Source organism: Salinivibrio sp. PR919, assembly GCF_001995355.1.
Taxonomy (GTDB): domain Bacteria; phylum Pseudomonadota; class Gammaproteobacteria; order Enterobacterales; family Vibrionaceae; genus Salinivibrio; species Salinivibrio proteolyticus.
In genome coordinates this window covers 1-25,054 of record NZ_MUFL01000007.1, presented here as the reverse complement: position 1 = coordinate 25,054, position 25,054 = coordinate 1, and the positions used below count along the sequence as shown (strand labels likewise).

21 protein-coding genes, 1 tRNA gene and 2 pseudogenes are annotated in these 25,054 nt (G+C 49.0%); 18 read left to right on the top strand and 6 right to left on the bottom strand.

From position 1 onward, the window contains the following. Positions 1–2: 2 nt before the first annotated feature. Together BZG83_RS02250 and BZG83_RS02245 are read right to left on the bottom strand one after the other, a co-directional pair. Positions 3–1,172: an MFS transporter gene (locus tag BZG83_RS02250; protein ID WP_077479206.1), complete on the bottom strand. Its 1,170-nt coding sequence runs from the start codon at positions 1,170–1,172 to the stop codon at positions 3–5. Between the two features lie 251 nt (positions 1,173–1,423). After that, complete coding sequence (locus BZG83_RS02245; RefSeq protein ID WP_443216365.1) at positions 1,424–2,203, bottom strand: MipA/OmpV family protein; 780 nt, start codon at positions 2,201–2,203, stop codon at positions 1,424–1,426. A 175-nt stretch (positions 2,204–2,378) separates the two neighbouring features. Here BZG83_RS02245 and BZG83_RS02240 point away from each other — a divergent pair, with 175 nt between their 5' ends. The 7 genes from BZG83_RS02240 (at position 2,379) to glpC (ending at position 10,513) form a co-directional block, all read left to right on the top strand. Next, entirely contained in the window at positions 2,379–3,083 is a 705-nt protein-coding gene (locus BZG83_RS02240) for a response regulator (RefSeq protein WP_077479204.1), read from the top strand. Positions 3,084–3,125: 42 nt separating this feature from the next. Further along, entirely contained in the window at positions 3,126–4,412 is a 1,287-nt protein-coding gene (locus BZG83_RS02235; RefSeq protein WP_077479203.1) for a HAMP domain-containing histidine kinase, read from the top strand. A gap of 100 nt (positions 4,413–4,512) precedes the next feature. Then, positions 4,513–5,280, top strand: a complete 768-nt coding sequence (locus tag BZG83_RS02230; RefSeq protein WP_108743614.1) for a glucosaminidase domain-containing protein — start codon at positions 4,513–4,515, stop codon at positions 5,278–5,280. Between the two features lie 8 nt (positions 5,281–5,288). Then, positions 5,289–5,972 (top strand): YoaK family protein, encoded by a 684-nt coding sequence (locus BZG83_RS02225; protein WP_077479202.1) that lies wholly within the window; start codon positions 5,289–5,291, stop codon positions 5,970–5,972. A 290-nt stretch (positions 5,973–6,262) separates the two neighbouring features. Next, entirely contained in the window at positions 6,263–7,957 is a 1,695-nt protein-coding gene (gene glpA / locus BZG83_RS02220; protein WP_077479201.1) for an anaerobic glycerol-3-phosphate dehydrogenase subunit A, read from the top strand. Then, the gene (gene glpB, locus BZG83_RS02215; RefSeq protein WP_069588276.1) at positions 7,954–9,267 is read left to right on the top strand and encodes a glycerol-3-phosphate dehydrogenase subunit GlpB; all 1,314 of its coding nucleotides are present in this window, start codon (positions 7,954–7,956) and stop codon (positions 9,265–9,267) included. The genes glpA and glpB overlap by 4 nt, the downstream gene beginning before the upstream one ends. Beyond that, entirely contained in the window at positions 9,257–10,513 is a 1,257-nt protein-coding gene (gene glpC, locus BZG83_RS02210; protein WP_077479200.1) for an anaerobic glycerol-3-phosphate dehydrogenase subunit GlpC, read from the top strand. The genes glpB and glpC overlap by 11 nt, the downstream gene beginning before the upstream one ends. A gap of 63 nt (positions 10,514–10,576) precedes the next feature. Here the strand turns inward: glpC and BZG83_RS02205 are convergent, their stop codons facing one another. Further along, complete coding sequence (locus tag BZG83_RS02205) at positions 10,577–12,259, bottom strand: BCCT family transporter (RefSeq protein ID WP_077479199.1); 1,683 nt, start codon at positions 12,257–12,259, stop codon at positions 10,577–10,579. Between the two features lie 322 nt (positions 12,260–12,581). Between BZG83_RS02205 and BZG83_RS02200 the strand changes: the two genes are divergently transcribed. Beyond that, positions 12,582–13,043, top strand: a complete 462-nt coding sequence (locus BZG83_RS02200) for a DUF3429 domain-containing protein (RefSeq protein ID WP_232112141.1) — start codon at positions 12,582–12,584, stop codon at positions 13,041–13,043. Positions 13,044–13,194: 151 nt separating this feature from the next. After that, positions 13,195–14,811 (top strand): methyl-accepting chemotaxis protein, encoded by a 1,617-nt coding sequence (locus BZG83_RS02195; RefSeq protein WP_158074930.1) that lies wholly within the window; start codon positions 13,195–13,197, stop codon positions 14,809–14,811. 57 nt (positions 14,812–14,868) lie between these two features. On the opposite strand, the gene BZG83_RS02190 is transcribed toward BZG83_RS02195, so the two are convergent. Then, complete coding sequence (locus BZG83_RS02190) at positions 14,869–15,342, bottom strand: hypothetical protein (RefSeq protein ID WP_077479197.1); 474 nt, start codon at positions 15,340–15,342, stop codon at positions 14,869–14,871. 334 nt (positions 15,343–15,676) lie between these two features. Between BZG83_RS02190 and BZG83_RS02185 the strand changes: the two genes are divergently transcribed. The 8 genes from BZG83_RS02185 (at position 15,677) to BZG83_RS02140 (ending at position 23,854) form a co-directional block, all read left to right on the top strand. Next, positions 15,677–16,717 carry a substrate-binding domain-containing protein gene (locus tag BZG83_RS02185; RefSeq protein WP_069588285.1) on the top strand — a complete coding sequence of 347 codons (1,041 nt, stop codon included), beginning with the start codon at positions 15,677–15,679 and terminating at the stop codon, positions 16,715–16,717. A 66-nt stretch (positions 16,718–16,783) separates the two neighbouring features. Beyond that, complete coding sequence (gene pstC / locus BZG83_RS02180) at positions 16,784–18,166, top strand: phosphate ABC transporter permease subunit PstC (protein WP_077479196.1); 1,383 nt, start codon at positions 16,784–16,786, stop codon at positions 18,164–18,166. Continuing rightward, positions 18,159–19,463 (top strand): phosphate ABC transporter permease PstA, encoded by a 1,305-nt coding sequence (pstA, locus tag BZG83_RS02175; RefSeq protein ID WP_077479195.1) that lies wholly within the window; start codon positions 18,159–18,161, stop codon positions 19,461–19,463. The genes pstC and pstA overlap by 8 nt, the downstream gene beginning before the upstream one ends. Before the next feature lie 132 nt (positions 19,464–19,595). Next, entirely contained in the window at positions 19,596–20,348 is a 753-nt protein-coding gene (gene pstB / locus BZG83_RS02170; RefSeq protein ID WP_077479194.1) for a phosphate ABC transporter ATP-binding protein PstB, read from the top strand. Positions 20,349–20,478: 130 nt separating this feature from the next. Next, a tRNA-Ser gene (locus BZG83_RS02165) sits at positions 20,479–20,569 on the top strand. Between the two features lie 462 nt (positions 20,570–21,031). Further along, positions 21,032–22,168: a hypothetical protein gene (locus tag BZG83_RS02160; protein WP_206744369.1), complete on the top strand. Its 1,137-nt coding sequence runs from the start codon at positions 21,032–21,034 to the stop codon at positions 22,166–22,168. Between the two features lie 109 nt (positions 22,169–22,277). Further along, positions 22,278–22,802, top strand: coding sequence for a GNAT family N-acetyltransferase (locus BZG83_RS02155; protein WP_077479192.1), 525 nt, complete (start codon positions 22,278–22,280; stop codon positions 22,800–22,802). Positions 22,803–23,575: 773 nt separating this feature from the next. Then, positions 23,576–23,854 (top strand): hypothetical protein, encoded by a 279-nt coding sequence (locus tag BZG83_RS02140; protein WP_077479189.1) that lies wholly within the window; start codon positions 23,576–23,578, stop codon positions 23,852–23,854. 244 nt (positions 23,855–24,098) lie between these two features. Here BZG83_RS02140 and BZG83_RS17150 read toward each other — a convergent pair. Together BZG83_RS17150 and BZG83_RS17145 are read right to left on the bottom strand one after the other, a co-directional pair. Then, positions 24,099–24,224, bottom strand: a pseudogene (locus BZG83_RS17150) (IS91 family transposase); the annotation flags it as partial. 119 nt (positions 24,225–24,343) lie between these two features. Next, positions 24,344–24,451 (bottom strand): annotated as a pseudogene (locus BZG83_RS17145) (IS110 family transposase); the annotation flags it as partial. A gap of 89 nt (positions 24,452–24,540) precedes the next feature. Here BZG83_RS17145 and BZG83_RS02135 point away from each other — a divergent pair. Then, positions 24,541–24,981, top strand: a complete 441-nt coding sequence (locus BZG83_RS02135) for a GNAT family N-acetyltransferase (protein ID WP_158011508.1) — start codon at positions 24,541–24,543, stop codon at positions 24,979–24,981. The last annotated feature ends 73 nt before the right edge of the window (positions 24,982–25,054 follow it).

Genomic DNA, 25,054 nt, shown 5'->3' with positions numbered 1-25,054 from the left:
AACTAGGTACTTTTGCACCTTGTCGCTACGGCGTGAATACTTTGGCGTAGAATCCCGATTTGAATAGCGATTGCTACGCCACCAACTGCCGCGGCGGCATAGACAAGCTGAGTCACCGAGAGGCCGTGGCCGAGCCACAGCCCACCCAAAAGGGTACCCACAGCACCACCAAGGTAGTTTGACGAACCATTCAGTGCAACCACCGCAGCGCTGTGCTCCGGTTGGAGGCTAATCAGCGTGTGTTGCTGTGGCGCGAGCGACGACCAACCGGCAGCGCCCCACAAGAAAAATGGCACAAAGGCAATGATGGAGGGCAACGGCAAGCTACTCGGAATGCTCAAGATGGCCACGGACATGAGCGTTAGTATCCCGAGTAAGATGGCTCGTGGGTGTTTTACCCAGTCGATCAAATGGCCGATGGTGAAGCTACCCATCATGCCGCCTAGTCCCCAAACCCATAAATATGGCGTGAGGTTAGTGTGTTGTGTGATGCCCGTAATTATAGGTGCGAGATAAGCGTAGAGCCCCAAGCTAGTGACAGCAGTCAGGAAGGTGACAGCAATGGTGGCAGACACCGAGCGATTGGCGAGCAATGCGACACGCGCTTTCAGTGATGGCGGTGGTGCGACACAGATATGGGGCACCCCAAGCAACACGCCAATCAGCCCAATAAACGCGATACCGACTACAACGGTGAAGACGCCTTGCCACCCCAGCCAAGTGGCGAGAGCAAGGCCGGCAGGCACGCCGATGACAGTACCTGCACTCATGCCACCCAGTAACAGCCCTAGTGCGCGACCTTTCTTTTCTGTAGGCACCAAAGAGGCGGCACTCGCCGCCGCTAAAGGAGAGAAAATACCGGCGCCTATTCCGGCTAGTGCACGACTTGCCAGCAACATGGTTAAGTGGGTGCTGAATATCGTGACAAGGTTAGCGAAGATAAATACCAGCATCGATAGCACGAGCGCCTTTTTGGTTGGAAAGCCCGCCAACAATGTCGCCAAGATTGGCGCAGAAAGGGCATAGCACAAGGTAAAAGCCGTCACCATCTGTGCGGTTTGTGCTTCTGTGATCTGAAAACTGGTCGAAATGTCCGGAATAATGCCCGCCACGACATAGGCATCCATCCCGAACGCAAACATGGCAATGGGTAAAAATAAGATGTTTTTCATGGGCATCCTAGCGCGTGAGTCTGAGAAAAGTCGCGAATGTGTCGCCATGTAGCGTGCGGATAGCGAGGGGACAAAAGCGAGAAACTGTGTTATGCGTTAGGAATGTAACAAAATGTGACTGAAGGCTGCAATCACACCCCATTGAAATAGATTGTGATGGGGAGGAAACTATTTTTGACAATATAAACAAAGTATTACGTAGGAAATTGAGAGGAGCCGACCACTAGATAAACCAGTGGCCGACGTGTTACTTAGAAGTGATAGCTAACCATCGCTTGAGCTGCCCACTGGTTCGCGCTATCGACGATTGGCGAATCAGCAATGTCGCTGCCTAAACGGGTATATTGTGTGGTTTGGCTAATATCCCAGTTTTCACCCATTGGTACGACAAGTTTGTAGCCAACATTGTAAGCAAAGGCATCATCACCTTTATAGGCGGCGCGTTGTGCCGTGGCTTCGCTGTCTTTCACACCAAAATAGTGGTCAACATAGTCTTTGCTCAACCAATCAACACCGGCATAAGGGACAAAGTCAACATTGCCGAAGTGGGTGAGGTGCATGTACTTCATRCCTGCATTGAAGCCATCGTATTCACCAGTGATGTCATGACCTACATAGGTAGACAATACGCCACCTTTGCCTGTGTTGATGTCCATATTGATACCGCCATCAATGGCTGGATCACGATCTTTCATGCCTTTAAGAATATCTGCGTCTTTGCTTTTGTAGCCAGGCGTTAAATGACCAATATAGGCATTGAGGTTCACAGTATCATCATTGTTACCCAAGAAGCGGTAGTTAAGGCCATTGGAAAGATCCGCGTTAAAGTTTTCGCCGTTGTAACCGAGGTTAAACTGCGGATAGATGTTTTTGTCTTGGTCTTTATAGAGATCGCTGGTGACACCTACGCCAATGCTGGCAACTGCTTGGCCTTCATGTGAATAAATGTTGCCGTTACGAATATAGGTGTCGCCAGCATATGCAGTACTAGAGGCGATAGCCGCGATGATAATTGCTAGTTTTTTCATGATTACTTCCTTTAATGATGTTCACCACTGGGGTTGGCAGTAATGTAAGCGCACTAGCAATCAGAGAATATCGTCAGTTCGTCAGGAATTGTCTGACATCTGTCAGAGCAGGAATCAGTTGAATCGATAGGGAAATTGGTATACTTGTTACCTTTTAGTGATGATGTGACCAATCAAAATGGAAGAGAAACTGCACCTGTTTGTGGTCGAGGACGACCCCAAAATGCGCGCAATGTTAACGGAATACTTCGAAGCGCAAGATTACACCGTAACGGCATTGGCAGAAGGCACAGGCGCGGCAGAGAAAATATTGGCAGCGCAACCCGATTTGGTATTGCTGGATCTCATGCTGCCCGGCGACGATGGGCTGACAATTTGTCGACAGATCCGCAATGGTTACCACGGTAGAATTTTGATGTTAACTGCCAGTGATGACGATTTTGATCATGTGGCTGCGCTGGAAATTGGTGCCGATGACTTTGTCAGTAAACCGATTAAACCCCGCGTGCTTATGGCGCGTGTACGTATGCTGTTGCGTCGTCAATCGGACACGGTCATGTCATCCGCTCCCCCAGGGGTGCTGCAATATGGAGGCCTTGTGCTTAATCAAGCACGCCGGCAATGTAAGCTAGATGAGCAAAGTATCACTTTAACGGAAAGTGAATTTGATCTCCTGTGGCAACTAGCCTCGCATCCCGATTCGGTACAATCTCGAGACACGCTTACCCAAGCACTGCGCGGGATTGAATATGATGGGATTGATCGAACCGTAGATAACAAAATCGTCACGCTGCGCAAAAAACTGATGGATGATTCTGCAAGTCCGCGCCGGATTATTACGGTACGGAGTAAAGGCTATTTATTTGTGCCTGATACTTGGTAGTGCTTATCCAAGTGCAATAGGTCGTTGGATTGAGGTAGGGGCATGCGCCGCATTTATTTAGAGTTCTTCTTTGGCTTGGTTATTATTTTCTTTGCCAGCTTGGTGACGTATGTCGTCTTGGTGTATGAAATCACCGATGATCATGATGCTATTCTGTTAGAACGACGAGCGGATGGTCTTGTTGATATGTTGGATATCATTGAGGCAACCTCAGGCACGGACGCGGCGCTGGATGCGCTAAAGGCATACACCCATAAAGTTGAATATGCGCTAGATACTCACCCGGCTGAGCACTTGCCTGTCGCGGTAAAAAATTACTTCGACCGTACCGATAGACAATTTGATGTCTACTACGACGATGATGACAAGTTGTGGTTCCACCTTGCGGATATGCAGGTGTTCTACACCTTAAAAGAGGATCCAAACTCCCCATTACATCGTGCAATAGCCTTCGAAGATAATTTGCTGATTGTTTTTCTTTTTGTTGGCTTTGCCATTTACAGCTTTTTTATGGTGTGGTTTTTAAGCCGTCGTGTTCGCGCGTTAGAGAAAACGGCTTTACAGTTTGCTGGGGGAGATTTAAATGCCCGCGCATCAACACGTAGCCACCAACGTGTCGGGTCGCTGAATCGTACCTTTAATCATATGGCAGACCGTATTGCCAATCTTGTGAGTAGCAGTCGAGCACTGACCAATGCGGTTGCACATGAATTGCGTACTCCCGTATTTCGTATTCAGTGGCAAGCAGAGTTACTTAGCGAGAGCCCGCTGGATACCAAGCAGAGCCAAAAAGTTGCCAGTATTATTGAGGATACCGACGAAATGGCGTCACTCGTTGATGAGCTCTTGTACTTGGCCCGCGTTGATCATCCTAATACACTCTTCACACCACAAACGTTAGATACGTCTGTGTGGATGAATGAACAATGGCCGCGTTGGCAGACACTAAGCACCAAATCCGTGAGCTTGGATGCACCGCAGGACTTGCCCAGTATTGAGGCGGATCCACACCTGCTAAAACGGGTGATTACCAACTTAATTGGTAATGCGGAGAAGTATGCGGTAAGTCAAATCGCCGTGCGTGTCTATTGTGAGGATACGCAGCTGGTGATTGCGGTCCACGATGATGGTGAGGGCGTTGATCCGTCACATTGGCCGTTTATCTTTGATGCGTTTTACAGTGCAGATCGTTCCCGCGATAAAAAGCGTTCCGGCTATGGTTTGGGGCTTGCGATCGTCAAACAAATTGTCACCCGCCACGGTGGCAATGTTGAAATCGACCATAGTGATTTAGGCGGCGCATGCTTTCGGGTCATCTTACCTTGTTAATATAATGTGACTCAGCCAGTGTTAAGTTGAGAGGGCGGCATTCGTCGCCAACGGGTATTTCGCGTATAATACCGCCCACATCGACAACATTAGGGGCACTATGAAACATCGTACCTTCGTCTTTATCGGCATGGCGATTTTTGCTGTGACCGTCACCATTTTGATCTCATGTCAGCGCCCCCAAGCTCCCCTTGTTCCTGATTTCCAATCTTTTGCCGCGGGGGCAGAGCGAAAGCAGGCGTTTTTTGATTACTTCACCCCTGTGGTTAATGCCATTAACAGCCAAATATTGGCGGATCGCACCGCATTAATGGCATGGCATGCGCGTAAAAGTGAGCTAAGTAGCCGAGAAATAAAACGCGTCCAAGCGCTCGCCGAACAGTATGAGCTTAAAGACTTTAACGTCGACCAAGAAGCAGACTGGATGGCATTGATCCAACGGGTGGATATTATTCCTCCGTCGTTGGTGTTAGCACAGGCGGCGAACGAGAGTGCGTGGGGCACGTCGCGGTTTGCACGGGAAGGGAATAACTACTTCGGCCAGTGGTGCTTTAGTAAAGGATGTGGACTGGTCCCTAATCAAAGAGCGGAAGGGAAAGTGCACGAAGTTGCAGCGTTTGATAACCCGCAAGCCTCGGTACAAAGCTATATCAATAACTTAAATACTCATGCCGCGTACCAAAGGCTACGCGAGATCCGCGCCAACCTGCGTGAGCAGAATAAACCACTGTCAGGCGCAGCACTCGCCAATGGGCTGGTACGCTATTCAGAGCGTGGTCAGGCCTATGTGGACGAGTTACAAGCGATGATCCGCCACAACCAACTGGACATGCTCGACCAGCCATCATCCTCATCCAATAACGACTAGGAAAGCCAATGATTACCCGTTTGCCTCGGTGGGTTGAAGCCGGGGCGTTTGTGTTAGCGCTGATCGCCGGTACCATCAATGCGATCGGTTTGTTGGGCTTTGAACATCAAGCCGTGTCGCACGTGTCAGGCACCGCGACGCAATTTGGCTCGGGGTTGTTTGCAGGCCAATGGACACAAGTTATCCAACTGGGTGGCTTATTGTTGGCTTTTTTCCTCGGTGCCGCGATTTCCGGATGCTTATTGCATGGCAGCACGCTTAAATTGGGTCGCCATTATGACTCGGCACTGTTTGTCGAAGCTGGGCTAATTGTGGTGGCGTTTTATTTTCTTTCTCGCGGTTTTGCCATTGGTCAGTTGGCCGCGTCGGCAGCGTGCGGCTTGCAGAATGCGATGGCGACCACCTACAGCGGCGCGATCGTGCGATCAACCCACTTAACTGGCATCTTTACCGATTTAGGATTGATGCTAGGGGGGAAGGTGCGCGGCAATCCAGTGGATAAGCGCAAACTGATGCTCTTTTTACTGATCGCGTCTGGCTTTATCGTCGGCGGGGTAGTGGGTGCGGCGCTTTTTGCGCACTTCCATTTTGCTGCCCTGCTGTTTCCCGCAGGGTTATGTTTTGTGGTGGCTCTGTGTTATCGCGGGTATATGACACGCCAGCGTTTAGTGACCCGCACTAGCAGCAAGTAATTATACAACTCATTAACAATGCGCGTTTTCGCGCATTTTCTAATGTATTTATTGTGCATCGCATCGAGTCAGCCAACTTGACGGAGCCTTCGGTACGATCGTCGGGCCTTTCCCTTGTAGCGGTGGCTTCCCGTGTCACCATTCGCGCGTCTTTTGGCGGCTAAAAGTTTGTCTTAAATCAAACAAGTGTGAGTTTGTATTTCGAATTCGCGCATTGTGTGATGATCTCGCCGTCTTTGTGACACGGAAAATGCCACACTCCCGTTACGATACAGTAACAAGGAGGCCCCATGCCAAATAGCCAGTATATTGAAACGGATGTGGTCATCATCGGTGGGGGTGCAACCGGCACCGGCATCATGCGAGATTGCGCACTGCGTGGTATCTCATGCATTTTGCTCGAACGTGACGATATTGCGGCTGGGACATCGGGGCGCAACCATGGACTGCTGCACTCTGGGGCTCGTTACGCGGTCACAGATACCGAATCGGCCCGTGAATGCATTCAAGAAAACACCATCCTTAAATCCGTTGCTCGCCACTGCGTGGAAGACACCAGCGGACTTTTTATCACCTTGCCGGAAGATGATTTAGCGTACCAAGACACCTTTATTGCCAGTTGCGATAAAGCCGGTATTCCGACCCGAAAACTGACACCACGTGAAGCGTTAGCGCTCGAACCCAACGCGAATCCAGCGATGATTGGCGCGGTGCAAGTGCCGGATGGCATTATCGACCCCTTTCGTTTGTGTGCCGCGAATGTGTTGGACGGCAAAGAGCACGGTGGCAAGGTGTTTAACCATACCCGAGTGACGGGATTAATTCRTCAAGGGGCGACGGTGCAAGGCGTCCAGTGTTTGCATACCCTCACCGGCGAGCGTTTTGCCATTATGGCGAAGCAAGTGATCAATGCCGCAGGGATTTGGGGGCAGACAATCTGTGAGTATGCCGATCTGAATATCAAAATGTTCCCCGCCAAGGGCTCATTGCTGATCCTCGACTATCGGATTAATAACCGGGTGATCAACCGCTGCCGGAAACCGGCAGACGCCGATATATTGGTGCCCGGTGACACCATTTCCTTAATCGGCACCACCTCTGAGCACATCGAGTACGATCAGATTGATAAGCTCGCGGTGACGCCACAAGAGGTGGATGTGCTGATGCGCGAAGGGGCTAAGCTCGCCCCCATCATGGCCAATACACGCGTGTTGCGCGCCTATGCTGGCGTGCGGCCTTTGGTCTCGGTAGATGACGACGGCAGTGGTCGTAATATCAGTCGCGGCATTGTGTTACTCGATCACCAAGCACGCGATGGGCTGGAAGGCTTGATCACTATCACTGGTGGCAAGCTCATGACCTATCGTTTGATGGCCGAGCAAGCCACAGACTTGGTGGCTGAAAAGTTGGGTAACCGCAACCGTTGCCAAACTGCGATTCGCCCGCTACCGGGCTCTGAGCCTTCTAAAGGGATCCGTAAAGCCAGTGCCAGCTTGGTGAAACCTGTCTACCAATCCGCCTATTACCGCCACGGTGAGCGCGTTAGCCATTTTTTAGATGAAAGTGACGACAGCCAAGCGGTGATTTGCGAATGCGAAATGGTGACCAAGGGCGAGGTGAACTATGCGATTCAATCGCTGGATGTGAAAAATCTCACCGATCTGCGTCGGCGCACTCGTCTGGGTATGGGGCCTTGTCAGGGTGAGTTGTGCAGCTATCGTGCCGCTAGCTTATTCAGTGAGCTGGCTGGGATAGATGGCCAAGCCAGTGCAGGGCTGCTGGTGGACTTTCTCGAAGAGCGCTGGAAAGGCGTGAAACCGATTTTTTGGGGCGATGCGCTACGCGAAGCCGAATTTAGCTATTGGATTTATCAAGGATTATTTGGCGCCGGTGAGGTGCCAATGCCGCCGAAGGCACCGCGCAGTAGCGCTGAGATAAAGCGTGCTGCACCGACGTCAGCGGCTGATCAGGAGGTATCACAATGATCCACTACGATATCGCAGTGATTGGTGGCGGCATTGCCGGGTTTACTGCCGCATTGCGGTCACTGGAAGCGGGCAAGAAAACCGTAATGATTAGCGCCGGACAAAGCGCGCTACATTTCTCGTCAGGCTCCATTGATGTATTGGGCCATTTTCCCAATGGTGAGCCGGTCAGTCAGCCTTTTGAAGCGATTCCGAAACTGGTGCGCCAGCACCCTGAGCATCCCTATGCCAAAGTCAGTTTAGAGGAAATCACCCAGTCACTCGCTTGGTTCCAACACCAATTGAGTGCGCAAAAGGTGTGTCTGTATCATCAAGAAGATAACGCCAACCACGGCCGCATTACGCCATTAGGTACTGTGCGCCCGACTTGGCTATCGCAAGGGCATGTGTATCAGCATCGCGGCCCGCGTCGTTTCTCTGGTTTGTGTTTTGTCGCCATTGAAGGCTATCGCGATGCGCAACCGACGTTAGCGAAAGACACCATTACCGCCCAGCGTGATTTTGCATCCTGCCCAAGCCGCACCATTACGCTGTCGATTCCGGGAGCCGAGCGATTACGCCGTAACCGCAATGAGCTACGCTCGGTGGATCTTTCTCGTTTATTGGCTGAGCCTGATGCCTTTGACAGTCTGTGCGAGCAACTAATCATGCAGTCCGGCCCAGATGAGCTGGTGATTTTACCCGCCATCATTGCCGATGTGGCCGGCGAGCGGGGGATGGATGCACTTAAACAGCGCACCGATCGCTGTTTTCACGAAGTGCCAACCATGCCGCCTTCACTGCTGGGGATCCGCATTGAGCGTGCGTTACAGCGGGCTTTTGCTAGCGCGGGTGGGGTATTGCTGCGCGGCGATCAAGTGACTGGCGGTGAATTTGACGACAACGGTCGCCTTACCGCTTTGCATACGCGTCAACTCGAAGATATTCCGTTAACCGCAGAGGCAGTGATCTTGGCCACGGGCAGCTATTTTAGTCGCGGTCTCAATGCCGACCGCACTCAGGTGAGCGAACCGACGTTGGGATTAGACATGGTGCAAAGCCCTGATCGCAGCGAGTGGCGCAACGACGACTTTTTCAGTCAGCAAAGCCACCCCTTTATGGCGTTTGGCATCAACACCGACAACCAACTGCGTCCCACCGCACGCGGCAAGCGCTGCCAAAACCTGTTTGTGTGTGGTGCGGTACTCAGTGGTTACGATCCCGTCTATGAGGGCTGTGGCGGTGGCGTTGCGATCGCAACTGGCTACGCCGCCGCGCAACGTGCGCTCGCTGTGATGGCGAACGCTAAGGAGGCGTCCCATGCTAACTGAATGGCTGAAACAGCGTGACTATAGCGACCATGCGCCGCAACCCACCAGTTTTGACCAATGCATTAAATGCACGGTCTGTACTGTGTATTGCCCGGTATCAAAAGCGAACCCTGCGTATCCTGGCCCCAAAGAGTGTGGCCCGGATGGTGAGCGTCTGCGGATCAAAAACCCTGACTATTATGATGACCTGCTCAAGTTATGCACCAACTGCAAACGCTGTGAGACCGCCTGTCCTTCCGGGGTGAAAATTGGCGACATCATTGCGGTGGCGCGCGGCAAACACGGCAAGAAAAATATCAATCCTAAGTTGATGCGTGATTACGTGCTAAGCCATACCGACTTGTTTGGCACGCTTGCTAATCCAGTAGCACCGTTGGTGAACGTGATGACGGATCTGAAACCGGTGAAAGCGGTGATGCACGCCACGATTGGGGTGGATAAACATAAATCTCTACCCAAGTATTCGTTTGGCACCTTTCGGCGTTGGATGAAAAGCCAAGCAGCGACACAAGCGGATTATCCTAAACAAGTCAGTTACTTTCATGGTTGCTATGTGAATTTTAACAACCCGCAGCTTGGTAAAGACTTAGTGAAAGTGATGAATGCGATGGGGTATGGCGTGCAATTGCTCGAGAAACATAAGTGCTGTGGCGTGCCTCTAATTGCCAATGGCTTTTACGATAAAGCGCGCCGCAACGCGACCGCCAATACCGCGATGATTGCCGATTCGGTTGCCGAGCATCGCCCTGTAATAGCCACCTCCTCATCGTGTGCGCTGACGTTAAAAGAAGAGTATCCCCACGTACTGGGAGTGGATAACGCCCACGTGGCAGGGCAAATCAGCTTTGTGACTCGCTTTTTACTCAAAGCGGCCATGAATGGCGAGATGCCCAAGCTCAAGCCTATTAATAAGCGAGTGGTTTACCATACCCCTTGTCACTTGGAACGCAGTGGTAATGCGATGTTTACCATTGAGCTGTTACGAATGATCCCAGGCTTAGAGGTGATTGTGCTCGATAGTGAGTGTTGTGGCTTGGCAGGTACCTATGGGTTTAAAACTGAGAACTATCAAACCTCGATTGCCATCGGTAGTGGCTTGTTTGCTCAGATTGAAGCCGCGCAGGCGGACTTTGCGATCACCGACTGTGAAACCTGTAAATGGCAAATTGAAGAAAACACATCGCTGGAAGCTTTGCATCCGGTGAGTGTGCTAGCGATGGCGGTTGGAGAGCCAGCAGCGCCGTAATATTCGTTGCAAAGAAAAACGCCACCCAATACGGTGGCGCTTTTGTTACGTGCCCAGTCAGATTTACTGCTTAGCTTGCGATGTGTTCGATGCAGTCGATTTGCCCATCGACTCTTCAAGCAAGGATTTCAGCACACTGATTGTCATGAGGATCAGAAGAATACTGATAGGCAATGCGGTGACCATATTGGCCGTTTGCAGTGCCTTCAATCCGCCTGCGACCAACAGCACGGCGGCAACCGCCCCGATCATCGACCCCCAAAAAATACGGAAACGCTTCGGTGGATGCTCATTGCCCATTGAAAGGATCGTGGTAAGCACCAGCGTGCTAGAGTCGGACGAGGTGATAAACCAGCTAAATAGCAAGAAAATCATCATGGCATTGAGGATCCATCCAGTGATGCCACCGCCGGTGATCCCATCGGCACTGGCAAAGAGTGCAGCGGGTAAGTCCCAGCTATTCACCAAATCAATGATCCCTGCGCTACCAATCCCAGTGTCAGCGACAAGCTCTTGATGTAGGGCATTACCACCAAAGATAGCGAGCCAAGCAAAAATCATCAGTGTCGGCGCGCACAGCACACCAAAGATAAATTCGCGTAGGGTACGACCGCGTGAAATACGCGCAATAAATAGGCCAATAAAGGGCGCCCAAGCAATCCACCATCCCCAATAGAAAATGGTCCACGCATTTTGCCATGCAGCGGGACCTTGCTCATCAGGGAACCACAGCCCCATTGGCATAAAGTTCACCAAGTAGTCACCCAGCGAGACGCCAAAAATCTGAATCAGCCAAGCTGTCGGGCCACCAAACAGGAAGTAGGCGATCACAAGGGCCGAGACAATAATGTTCCACTCAGAGATAATCCGAATCCCTTTACCCACGCCAGATAGCGCAGACATAATGGAAGCCACAGAGATCAGCGCAATGAGTATCACCTGAGTGACCACACCGGGATCAATCCCAAATAAACGATCCAGCCCCACGGCAATTTGGCTGACGCCTAACCCCAGTGAGGTCGCGACACCAAATACACAACCCAGCACGCCAAGAATATCGATGGCATGCCCCATCGGGCCATAAATACGCTCACCAATGAGTGGATAGACGGTCGAACGTAGGGCCAGAGGCAGTTTCTTACGAAACGAAAAATAGGCCAACGCGAGCCCGACAATCACATACACCGCCCAGCCATGAAAGCCCCAATGGAAATAGGTGACTCGCAACGCATCGGCGGCACGATCAAAGCCCATGGCGGTCGCCCCAGCCATATCGGCATACGGGTTGTTGGGGTAGCCGAACGCACCACTTGTATCAAAGTAGAACGTGGGTTCGGCTACCCCAAAAAACAGTACGCCAATCCCGACACCAGCCGAAAAAAGCATGGCTAACCAAGAAAACGTGCTGAACTCGGGGCGATCGTCATCATCTCCCAGACGGATGCTGCCTAAGCGCGTGACGGCAATGATCAAACTGGTCGTGAGAAGCAACACCAGCACCATCATGTAGTACCAACCAAAGGTGGATTCGACCCAGCCTCGTGCAGTTGCAAAAATCGTGGCAGCAAGATCGGTGTTAAAGCCTGTAAACAGTACGAAGGCGAAAACCAGAAGGGTAGCGGCGATCATCATATTTTTGTGAACGCCTTTGAAAAGGCCGCTTTGGGTTACGCGGTTTTCAAATGGGTGATAAGTCGGGCGCATTGATTCGGCGCCGGGTGTACTTCGTGTACGTTGCGTTGACATGAATAACTCCTCTTTCAAACGCGAAAAATAGGGGTAGCGGTAAGCGCTAATGGTGCTCCTTAAACAAGCGGAAAAATTGACGAACTATCGGCTCGCCGCATGGCTGCTGTCGGCAAAAGTTGGCAGCCTGTGAAAACGAATTCGGGCAGCAATGTACTCAATATTCCCTATATTTGCAAAAAAATGAGGGATAAATCACAGCTAAAAGTTGTAAAACGCCGAGAAAATCAGCAAAAAATGTCGATAAGACGACCAAGTTAGACTGGGCTTCGTATACTGAAAACAGACCTAAACGTGACCGCTTTTTGATGGGAGTAGCTTCATGAAACCTCAACCTTCTGCGCGCGATACCATGCTGCAACTTGGCTATCTGGGTTTGGTTCCGTTTATTGGCGGGGTAATTATTACTTGGGCCGATTTAACCTTATTTGGACTCAGTGGTGAGCAGCTATTTTTAAGCTACAGTGCGGTGATTTTAAGTTTCTTATCTGGCGTGTTGTGGGGCAATGGTATCGACCATTTTTCCCATAAACTCAGCCGTAATGCATTATTGCTGAGTAACTTATTCGCTCTACTGGCATGGGGGGCACTCATTCAAGGGGCAACGCAATACGTGATCGCCACTGGCATTCTCACTGCGGGTTACTTGGCGGTATGGTTGGCTGAAAAATGGATCCGAAAGAGCGAACGAGAGGAAGAGCAGCCCGCCGCTTACCAAGTGATGCGTGGCCGTTTGACTGCGGGTGTTGTGGGCTGTCATGGCTTACTGTTACTGGTGGCTTAACGTTAGCTTTTGGTCTACTGTCGCGAGTTATCTTGACAATGAAAAACGGATTTAGATTGAACCTATCACAGTGATTGGTCGTACCCGTTAGCTTACTGACAAAAGAATAATTAGTCTTTTATCAATGCCAATAGGTGTAGCGGGGGGCAAAATGACGATCATTCAATACTTACGAGTAATTTTTCTCACATTAGGTGTCGCTGTTGCGGTCAGCGGCGCTTATTTATTTAGCGAAATTAAAACGGTGAAAGTGCAGTTTAATGACGTTGTTGAGCGTAATGTTCGGCTTCTTAGTACTGTCTCTGATCTCCGTTATTTTACCGTGACCTATCGTCGCTTCGCGCTGGATTATGGCCTTACAGATAGCCGCCAAGAACACCGTGATATTTTGGTGAAAATTGAACGCAATGATGAGGCAGTTAGCCAAGCTTTGGCTGACATGGAAGCCTTGACTGTGCGAGATGCCAATAGTCTAGCGGTGGCAGATATTGCCGATCGGCTGGATGCGTATCGCCAAATGCAGAACGACTATATCAGTTTGATCGATAACGGTCAGATGGAAGATGCGCGCCGTAAAATGCTTGGGCCGATGCTGGCACCTTTTGATCAGATTGTGGCGAACCTTGCCACTTTACAAGCATCTATAGAGGACCAAGCTAACGCGATTAAAACGCGTGAGGCGAATAAAATCGAACAGCTAGTTTATATTGGCATCGCGGTCATTATCGCGCTGATCGCTTTGATGGTGGGGGTAGCCCTGCTTCTTCAACAGCGTATTCGTGGTCCGCTTGCGCGCTTGGTGGCGCAGATGCAGCGAGTCGAGAGCGGCGATTTAACCCAACGTCTCACCTTAGATGCGTTTAATCGTGATGAAATCGGGCAAGCAGCGCAGACATTTGACCAAATGCAAAGCAGTGTAACGGCACTGATTAGCGCTTTAGTCGCGGGAACTGAGCGTTTGCAAGCGGTGAGTGATGAGCTATCAAACCAAGTGACCGACACTGTTAGGAGTGTTGAACAACAGCGTGGCGAGTTATCACAATTGGCGAGCGCGATGACGCAGATGGAATCCACTTTTGGGGAAGTTGCTACCAATACGGTCAATGCGGCGGAGCAAACAGATAAATCACGCGATTACGCTGAACAAGGGCGTGATATTTTTGAACAGTCGTATCAGCAAAGTGTGGCGGCACAGGAGCAAGTGAATAAAGCGTCGCAAGTCATTGAGGCTTTAAGCGCAGACAGTGAAAATATCGGCAWAGTGTCTGAAGTGATCAGTACGATYGCAGAACAAACCAACCTGTTGGCACTGAATGCTGCGATTGAAGCAGCGAGAGCGGGTGAGGCCGGCCGTGGCTTTGCGGTGGTCGCTGACGAGGTTCGCGGCTTGGCGACCAAAACCCAATCATCCACGGATGAGATCAACCAAATCATTGAAGGACTACAAACCAAAGCACGCCAGGCCTATCAAGTGATGACGGATAGCCAGACGCTCACCCAAAAAGGCTTGGACGACGCGAAACGCGCGGCAGAAGCGATAGAAACGATTAATGCAGCGACACAGCGAGTGTCCGAAATGACCGGAGCGATTGCGACCGCCACAGAGGAGCAAACCACGGCAGCGGCCGATCTGAACCAAAATGTATCGGCGATTCACCGTGCAGCGGAGTCGCTAGCTGAGACTGCAGAAAAAACGCGTGACGCCTATGAGCGACTAGAGAAAGAAAACGCCAGCATTCGCGAGCAAGCCCAAGCGTTTCGACTCTAACCGCAGCCTTGATGCAAAATGCGCCTAACCGGCGCATTTTTTGTGGGATGAACTGAACTAGCGAAATAAATAGAGAGACAGAAAGTAATTCACGTTGTGATTGATGGTTCGCAGTACCGCGGTTGTGCTGGCGTTGGACTGCTCGGACACATCCCAGGGTACAAATTTTCCATAGCTGGGCAGTGCAAGGCCCGATTGCACTGCGGCAGGCGAAAGGGCGACTAAATAGTCAACATAGTTCAACGATAAGCCGGCCAAAGGCACCGGCACAATGTCCGCGGTTGAGATTTGAAATTGAATCAACGCCCGTGCGGCCGGTTCGGTTGCCATGTCAGGGCTGGTGTGACAGCACACGATCTCAAAAAACGCTCCGGCTTTGTTCTGCATAATGGCGCTTGCCATTAACGAGGCGCCCTGAAGCCCATCACACAAAAACAGAACCGACGGTTTACTGGGTTGGGTTTGGGTGTTTTTTATTCTCGCTCGATGCGACTTAATTGAGCGCGCGAGGCTATCGTTTGGCTCCGCCATGATGAATCCTTACGGCTGTTCCCTGTTTTACGCCAGGATGTTGTGCAGCCCCATGCCACACGACTTAAATAGTGCTTATACCCGTGTCTAACCGGCGTTGCAGCACGAAAAAGCTTAGCTATATCCTAGCGATACCGCCGCGCAACGCGAGCGGGCGAGCGCCAATTTTTGCGTTGCTTACCAAAGGATCAGCCTGTCATTAAAGCTTCATCGTCTCATCAAGGAAGTGTCACGAACCCTGCTTAAGGTGTTTCACAGCTAACCGAGTTCTTCGTCATGTGCAGGTTGGACAATTTGCACAGCACTAACTTAAACAATCGACTTGGAGGTYGATGTGAAACTCAAAGCTCTCTTTGCTGCTACTACAGTATCAATGGCCGTATTGGCCGCGGGTAGCGCAACGGCCGCAAACCGTGACTACATTAGCATCGTTGGCTCTTCTACCGTTTACCCTTTTGCTACTGTGGTTGCTGAGCGCTTCGGTCGCACGTCGCAATACTCAGTACCCAAAATCGAATCAACCGGTTCAGGCGGTGGCTTGAAACTGTTCTGTGCAGGTGTGGGTGAAAATACACCAGATATCACGAATGCATCACGCAAAATCAAAAGTTCTGAAATTGAGCGTTGTAAAGCCAATGGCGTAGACGACATCGTCGAAATCAAAATTGGTTATGACGGCATCGCCTTTGCGAACTCAAAAGCATCGCCACAATATGACGTATCACTGAAAGATCTTTACACCGCACTGGCTAAAACCGTGCCAGACGGCAAAGGTAACTTCATCGACAATCCACACAAAACGTGGAAAGACGTGAACCCATCGCTGCCGAAAACCAAGATTGAAGTGCTAGGCCCACCACCAACGTCAGGCACGCGTGATGCGTTTGTTGAACTCGCCATGGAAGCAGGCTGTTCTCAATATCCTGAAATTGCCGCGCTAGAAGACAGCGATGAAGATAAATTCAAAGCCATTTGTCATGGCATGCGTGAAGATGGTGCCTTTATCGAAGCGGGCGAAAACGACAACTTGATCGTGCAAAAGCTTGAAGCGAATCCAGATGCATTCGGTATCTTTGGGTACAGCTTCCTCGAGCAGAATGCCGATAAAGTTCAAGGCGCAAAAATTGCCGGTGTTGAGCCGACATTTGATGCGATTGGTAGTGGCGAGTATCCCGTATCACGCTCACTCTACTTCTACGTGAAGAAAGCGCATGAAGATGTGATCCCAGGCTTGAAAGAGTATGTGAATGCCTTCACGGCAGAAGATGCTATCGGCGAAATGGGCTATCTGACCGACCGTGGTCTGATCCCATTGGCAAGCCAAGAATGGAACAACGTACGCACTGCAGCGGTGAATCTAAACCCGAATCTGTAATGGCAGTGTGAACGCGAAAAGGTGGCACACGCGCTGTGTCACCTTTATTCGTGTTCAGGAGGAACAATGACCACATCCATGTTGATGACCGTAATTGCGCTGATTGCAATTTCAGGCTTCTTTCTTGCTCGAACACGTTCAATCAAACTGGCTGATATGGCAGGTGGATTGAGCAAGCTTCACTCTCGCCCCAATTACTATGGCTCCTATGTTGCGATTCTCGCCGCCATTCCGGCGTTGATTTTACTGCTGCTATGGCAAGCCGTGGAGCCGAACTTGATCCACAGTTTGGTGATGGCACAGATCCCAGATAGCTACCTTGTGCGCATCAATAGCCATGATTTGGTTTACAGCCAAATCGGGAACATTGCCAGTGGCATCACCCAAACTGACGATGCTGTCTTGTTAGCAGCGGCTGAACACTATCAATCCCTCCATGCGTTAGGGAACACCTTGCGTTTTACCGCCATGACAACATTGGCGTTGGCCGGGTTTGCCTTTGGATGGCGCTCGCTGCGGCCGCGGTTAAGAGCCCGCAACCGTGTCGAGAACGTGATGCAGGCGTTTTTGCTGCTGTGTTCGACGTTAGCCATTCTAACCACCCTAGGCATTGTGCTCTCAGTGCTGTTTGAAGCCCTGCGCTTTTTCCAAATGATCTCGATTACCGACTTTATCTTCGGGACAGAATGGTCACCGCAAATTGCTTTACGCGCAGACCAGCAAGGAGCAAGTGGCTCTTTTGGCGCGATTCCACTGTTCACCGGCACCTTGATGATCTCGATTATCGCCATGTGTATTGCCGCACCAGTGGGGCTGATGAGTGCCATCTATCTCGCTGAATACGCCTCACCGCGCGTACGCAGTATCGTAAAGCCGATTCTTGAAATTCTCGCCGGTATTCCGACCGTGGTGTATGGCTTTTTTGCCGCTTTGGTCGCGGCTCCGGTAATTCGCGACATTGCACAAGCGATTGGGTTTGAGAGTGCGTCCTCGGAAAGTGCACTGGCTGCAGGGTTTGTCATGGGGGTGATGATCATCCCGTTTGTGTCATCACTATCTGATGACGTGATCACCGCGGTGCCGCAGTCATTGCGCGATGGCTCACTCGGATTGGGGGCGACGCCATCTGAAACCATCCGCCAAGTGGTTATTCCAGCCGCGTTACCGGGCATTGTCGGGGGGCTCTTGCTTGCCGTATCCCGTGCGATTGGCGAAACCATGATTGTGGTCATGGCCGCAGGCCTTTCGGCCAACCTCACCGCGAACCCACTTGATTCGGTCACCACGGTTACCGTGCAGATCGTAACCCTGCTGGTGGGCGACCAAGAGTTTGATAGTCCGAAAACGTTGGCCGCGTTTGCACTGGGCTTAACGCTCTTTGTTGTGACGTTAGCGCTGAACTTTGTTGCGCTCCGTATTGTGAAGAAATATCGAGAACAATATGACTGATAAAATTGCACAGATCGCGCAAAACAAGCGCGCCCGAGTAAAAGCAGGCCTTGCCAAACGACGTGGACGCGAAGGACGCTTTCGTTGGTATGGCATTGGGTCGATTTTGTTGGCGTTTACGTTTTTGGTGGTATTGCTAGGATCAATTATCTCGCAAGGGTACACCGCCTTCTACACCACAGAAATTCGTCTCACGGTCGATTTAAGCGCCGAAAAGCTTGGCATTGAGGGCAAACCGCTCAATGACGAAACATTGCAATACCTGAGCTATCGCTCGGTGCTGGCCGATGCCATTTTTGCTACCTTGCCGGACGTCACGTCACGTACGGATAAGCGCGAGCTATTCCGCTTCCTTTCCACGGGGGCGGAGTACGATTTGCGCGACCGTGTGGCTGCAGACCCTAGCCTTGTTGGACAGCAAATTGATATTTGGGCGCTTGCTGGAGACAACGTTAACCAGTTCAACAAAGGCAATATCGACGGCAACTTACCGGAGTCTTATCGTCAGTTTAAAGACAAGCACATCGGTTGGTTTAACCAACTGCAAAGCGATGATCGGATCCGTACCGTGTTTAACACCCGCTTTTTCACCAACGGTGATAGCCGCGATGCCGAACTCGCTGGAATTTGGGGGGCGACGGTCGGATCCTTCTACACCTTACTGGTCACCCTAGTACTGAGTTTTCCGATTGGGGTAGCCGCGGCGATTTACTTGGAAGAGTTTGCGCCACGCAACCGTATTACCGAGATCATTGAAATTAACATCAATAACCTCGCGGCCGTACCCTCAATTGTATTTGGTTTGCTGGGATTGGCGGTATTCCTCAACTTTGCCGATCTACCGCGTTCTGCGCCGGTTGTGGGCGGCTTGGTGCTTACTCTTATGACGCTGCCAACCATCATTATTTCCAGCCGTGCTTCCATCAAAGCAGTTCCACCCTCGGTACGTGACGCCGCGTTAGGGGTAGGGGCTTCCAAGATGCAAATGGTTATTCACCATGTGCTGCCATTAGCGATGCCAGGCATGCTCACCGGCACCATCATTGGGATGGCACAAGCGCTGGGTGAAACCGCACCGCTTCTTATGATTGGCATGGTGGCGTTTATTGTCGACATTCCATCTGGGCCTCTCGATGCGGCGACCGCGCTACCTGTACAAATCTATTTATGGGCAGAGAATCCTGAAAAGGGCTTTGTCGAAAACACCTCTGGCGCAATCATGGTGCTGCTGGCATTCCTTGCTTTTATGAATGCCTGCGCCGTGATTATGCGTAAGCGTCTCGAGCGACGCTGGTAAGTCGGGAGAGAAAACCATGACGACAACAACCATGACTAACGCAACTCTTACAGAGCAAACAGTGAACGCGACGCCCCAAAATACCGCAGCCCCCAAAGAAACCTGCGGTGTGCCCTTTGTGGATACCCGCGAATGACGGCGCGCAATGTCTTTGTGAACTACGAACATGGCGCAAAACCCGCGATCGCAGACGTGAGCCTTGATATTGGCGAGAAAGAAGTTCTTGCGATGATCGGCCCATCAGGCTGCGGCAAATCCACTTTTTTGCGCTGTTTAAATCGAATGAATGACACCATTCCCGGCTGTGTGGTGACGGGCGATATCATTCTCGACGGTGAAGATATTCACCACAAAGAGACAGAAATTGTGGAACTGCGCTCGCAAGTGGGCATGGTATTCCAGCGGCCTAACCCGTTCCCTAAATCGGTGTATGACAACGTGGCTTATGGCCCGAGGATACATGGACTGATCGACAGCAAAGCCGATCTCGATGAGTTAGTGGAGCAATCGCTGACTCGAGCAGGGCTATGGAACGAAGTGAAAGATCGCCTCGACCAGCCTGCCACAGGCTTATCTGGTGGTCAGCAGCAGCGTCTATGCATTGCTCGCACCATTGCCGTCGCGCCAGAAGTGATTTTGATGGATGAACCATGCTCAGCCCTTGACCCGATTGCCACCGGTATTATTGAAGAGCTGATTGCCGAACTGAAGAAAAACTTCAGCATAGTGATCGTCACGCACTCCATGCAACAAGCCTCGCGTGTGTCTGACCGAACGGCCTATTTCCACTTAGGGAGTTTGGTTGAGGTGAACAGCACCGAAAAAGTGTTCAACGACCCAGAGCACAAGCTGACTCATGATTACATTAATGGCCGATTTGGCTAAATAAACGGCGGGGCATAGTGGAGAAAAGCACTGAAAATAGGCTTTTGCTGATAATTTCAGCACTTAAGTGTGAAAAAGTAAAAATGGACTTTACATCGCTCTGAGCTGCCTCTAGTATACGCCCCGTTCCGGAGAGATGGCTGAGTGGTTGAAAGCACCGGTCTTGAAAACCGGCAAGGGTTAATAGCCCTTCTAGGGTTCAAATCCCTATCTCTCCGCCACATACCGAAAAGCCGCTGATAAGTCAGCGGCTTTTTTGCATTCATGCCCCCGCAAACATCCAAACCCTGACCTTGCCAACATTTTAGGCGCTTGTGTCTAAACAGCTATTCTGCACTCTGGTACGCTAACCCTTTATATTTCTGTCTCTTACATGGCCTTTTGGACGCCGCCAACCGAAGGGCGGTAGCGTGGAACGCAACAAAAGCGCCCACATGGATGCACGCTTTCTCATGACCTATTCACACTTTCCCTAGGCGAAAAAATAAAAAACACGAATAATCAATCGGTTAAAAGTACAAGCGCGGGGATAATGTGAATACCTCAACCGGGATAGGCGGCATGCACACTATCACCGAAGAGAGCTTGATGAGATAGATGGAAAAACCACATGCGTATCATGAGGTTATGGATAAAACAGGGCGTATAACGATTTTGACAAATCGAGCACGCGCACTAATACAATGTTAACTTTATTCAGCCAAGGAGAAAGTAAGTTAGTGAAGACGGTTTATATATTAGGAGCTGGATTTTCAGTAGAGGCAGGAGCACCAACTCAAGCCGCAATTATGAAAGAAGCATTTAGGCTTCGCGATCAAGATCCAAATTATTTTAATGAAAGTAAATTTAATATTTTTGAAAATTTCCTTAAAGAGCAGATGAATATATCAGCAAACTCTTATCAAGATATTGAACTTGAGGATATTTTTACGCCACTTGACCGCTGTTTATCTGATAATTCTCAATTCAGAGGTATTGATTTAGGAAAAATTATGGATATAAGAGAGTCTGTATTTTATGTTGTCGGTAAGACAATCCAGATTCTTTTAAATAAAACAAATAAATCTAAAGAATATATTGATGATTTTGCTCGATATATTACGAAATTATCATCAGTGAGAGCTGGAACAAATTATCATCGACAGGATCCTGTAAGTGTTATAAGTACTAATTGGGATATTTTGTTAGATAACTCTATTTATACCACAATTCAAAGTAACTCTACCTATGATGCTGTTGTAGACTATTGTTGTTATATCAGTTCGAAGGATGAAAGTGATACAACTGTAAAGCCAGGATTAGAAAAACTTGGTCAGGGTGGATTTAATGTTAAATTGCTAAAATTACATGGTTCTCTCAACTGGTTGCAATGTCCTCGATGCGCGAGGTTATACGCAAGATTCTTAATAAAAGATACTATGCGAAATTTTGAAAATCCAGAATCTTGTCGCCATTGTGATAGAAACTTTAAAGAGGATGCTGGAAAGCATGTATTAATATCCAATTTAATTATGCCGACTTTTATTAAAGATTTATCTAATCCTCAGTATAGAATTATTTGGCAAAACGCAGGCATAGAATTATCAGAAGCATCAAAGTTAGTTTTTATCGGTTATTCGTTACCTAGTGCAGATTTCGAATTGCGCCAGCTATTATCACGGATGACAAGAAAAAATGCAGAAATTGAAGTGGTTGATTTTTGCACTGACCCAGAAAGGCAAGAGCAAATTAAAAAACATTGGCATAACTTCTTCGGTAAGAGAAATATTTCATATTATTTTTCTGGAGCAAAGAATTACATTGGTACTATTCAATCATAAAGTTAACAAGGCGAAGCAATTGACAAAATAAATGTCACGAATTTTGCTTCGCAAAATGTAGTGCCATTTATTTTGCAACTGTTCTTAGCGTTAGGCGAATGTAGGTGCAATGAACTACGAAAGTGGAATTTTTAGAGTCAGAGAGCTTCGAGAAGCTGATGCAAATTCTTTGTTCAATATGTATTCAGGCTCAAGCAGTTCAGCAAAGTACATATCGACATTGCCCCACGATACAGTTGAAACCACGCTCACGAAAATTAAGCAATGGCGAAAATTCTATTCAGAAAATGCTCCCAAAGTTTGTTTGTATGGAGTTGCAGCGAGTCCAGATGACTTTGTGTTTGGTTTAGTTGTTTTCGTATTTAATGAGCAATATGCTGAAATTCATTTTGGTATATCAGATCAATTTAGTAATCAAGGCATTGCAACTGAGTTGTGCCGCTCTGGTCTACAATACTTGAAAAGTTTGGGTGTAAAAGAGGTAAGAACCAATCCGTTTATTGAGCATCTCGCAAGCATACGAGTTTTAGAAAAGTCGGGTTTCTCAAATTATGGTACGCTCACAAATCATGCACGATTTCCGACTTTGGGCGATGGTCTTTTCAATTGTGCAGATATGCGCATAACTCTTTGAAAATTCGCCTAACAAGTTGTTCAAGAGGGATTCACAACGCGTGGCATTTTTACCATGCGTTGATTTTTGTGTTTAAGGTGGTTTGCAGCAACTTCGGTATTGCGTTGTTCACCCCTTAACAAAGCGTTCGCTAAAATCATTAACAAGGATATGTAATGAGAAATAGAAAATGGATATTTGCAGCTATTTTCCTCATTGGAGGACCTTCACTGTTACCATTTAGTATAGAAGTGATATCACTAGTTGAATTACTTGGTTTTTTAGGGATATGGACAATGTACTCATCCTACACTGAGTACTTGGTGAATCACCCTAGGTATAAAAGAGGTCTGTGTTTAGCTACAAGTTGGGATCTTCAACCGCAAATGTTGTTCTCGACGAGTGAGCTTAAGGCATGTCCTCAGTTAGTTTTTCATATGTTTCCAGTTCAGAGTGTAATAATCTGGACTTTGAATATTCTGTTTTGGGGTGGTATGGCTTGGTGCTACATAACTTAAGCTAACACATATGAGCCCTTCTCCGGTCAATRGGCAATAGCATTTTTTGGCTGCGCCAGCAGCCAATGCTCTCGAGTAACAAAGTCGTCTACTTCGCTCTGTCATTTCCGCCATTAAGTCATTGCTTACGGCAAACACATATAGAAGGTCTCTTACTGCGGTCTCACCGCTGCCTGCCAATCATGTGACAGGGCCATTAGACATTACTTCCCGTTCCCACGCAGGAGCGTGGGAAGGAGTTAATCTAGCTTTAGTTAACAGAAAAGGAGTGGATTAATGAATGGTAAAGCATTTGAGAATTGGCAAAAATCGCGAAAGAAAGGATGTTTAAATTGGCTTTTTAGAACAACTTTCGTCACAGCCACTTTGTACATGATTTTTAATGTTATTTTCCTTTATCCATCTTCTGATGTGGCAAGTATTACGATTTTCTTATCGGATAATGCTCTTAATTATTTCATTTATACGATCGGGATGTTTTTCGCATTTTGGGCTATTTGGCTATACAATGAATCTTCTTATGAGAAAGAAGTTAAACGTAGAAATGTCGCCTAATAAATAATAAGTGTCGCGTAGCCGACACTTTATTTGGGAGTTGAACAAGCCCGTTGCTTTATTAAGTAAATAGCTCGAATGTGCATAGGTGGGGCTGCGTCTGGCACTTTTTTCAGCACGAGCGCAGCCAAGAAATGAGCAGATAAGACGTTACTTCAATACGTTGCGTAACGATGTGGTTTGTGTCGGTTTGCTCTCCTGTGTTTAAATGAATGCCATTCTCCTTATTCTATTCGCCTTTCGGCTACCTCGGTCGTGTCACGCCCACGCAGACCATGAACCGCTCCCAACACGCAGGACAACATCGTGTTGTATGCTGCTCAGAGGTCGCCTCAACGGGCAAGGTCAGGTTTGCCATGTGAAGCAACATGAATCGCCATTAAGTCATTGCTTACGGCAAAAACATATAGAAGGTCTCTTACAGCGGTCTCACCGCTGCCTGCCAATCATATGACAGGGCCATTAGACATTACTTCCCGTTCCCACGCAGGAGCGTGGGAACGAGTTATAGAGAATGACTTTTCCGTGATCATCCACCGCGTGAAGAGAAAAGTGGTGCTTGGCGAGATCAACGCCACAAAAGAATTGAGTAGATATGGTTACCTTCGTTATTAAAGGCCGCACCTAAGTGTGGCAGATCTTCAAGAGGGGGAATCCATGTCATTCGTTATGCATAAGGACGAATCGTGCTAATCGAATTTAGAAAAGCCGAGATAACTGATAGAGAATGGGTTTGGGGTCTATTTAAAGATCTACTAAAGCCAAGTATCGAGGCTCAGTGGGGGTGGCATGAGGCGTTCCAAGAAGAGAGCTTTGGCAAGCATCTCCCGATCACCCAATTTAAAATAATCCAGAATAAGTGTGAACGCGTTGGTGCATTTTATTTGGTCAAAAATGATGATCACATCCACTTAAAAATGCTACTGGTAAAGGCTGAGTTTCAATCAATGGGTATAGGTAAGCAAGTTGTCAATTACACAAAGTCAGCAGCAATTGAGCATGATCTGCCAGTTAATTTAGGTGTCATAAAAGCAAATCCTGTTGTTGGTTTTTATACTAGTCTAGGATTTAGTGTTTTGGGTGACGAAAATGGTAGTTATAAGTTACAGTGGAACCCAAATGCATAACAAGGCCAGTCAAGGCGACGGCTTTTTCGTTCCGCCTACGGCTCTACTACAAAGCCGCGCATGCTGGTGGCGT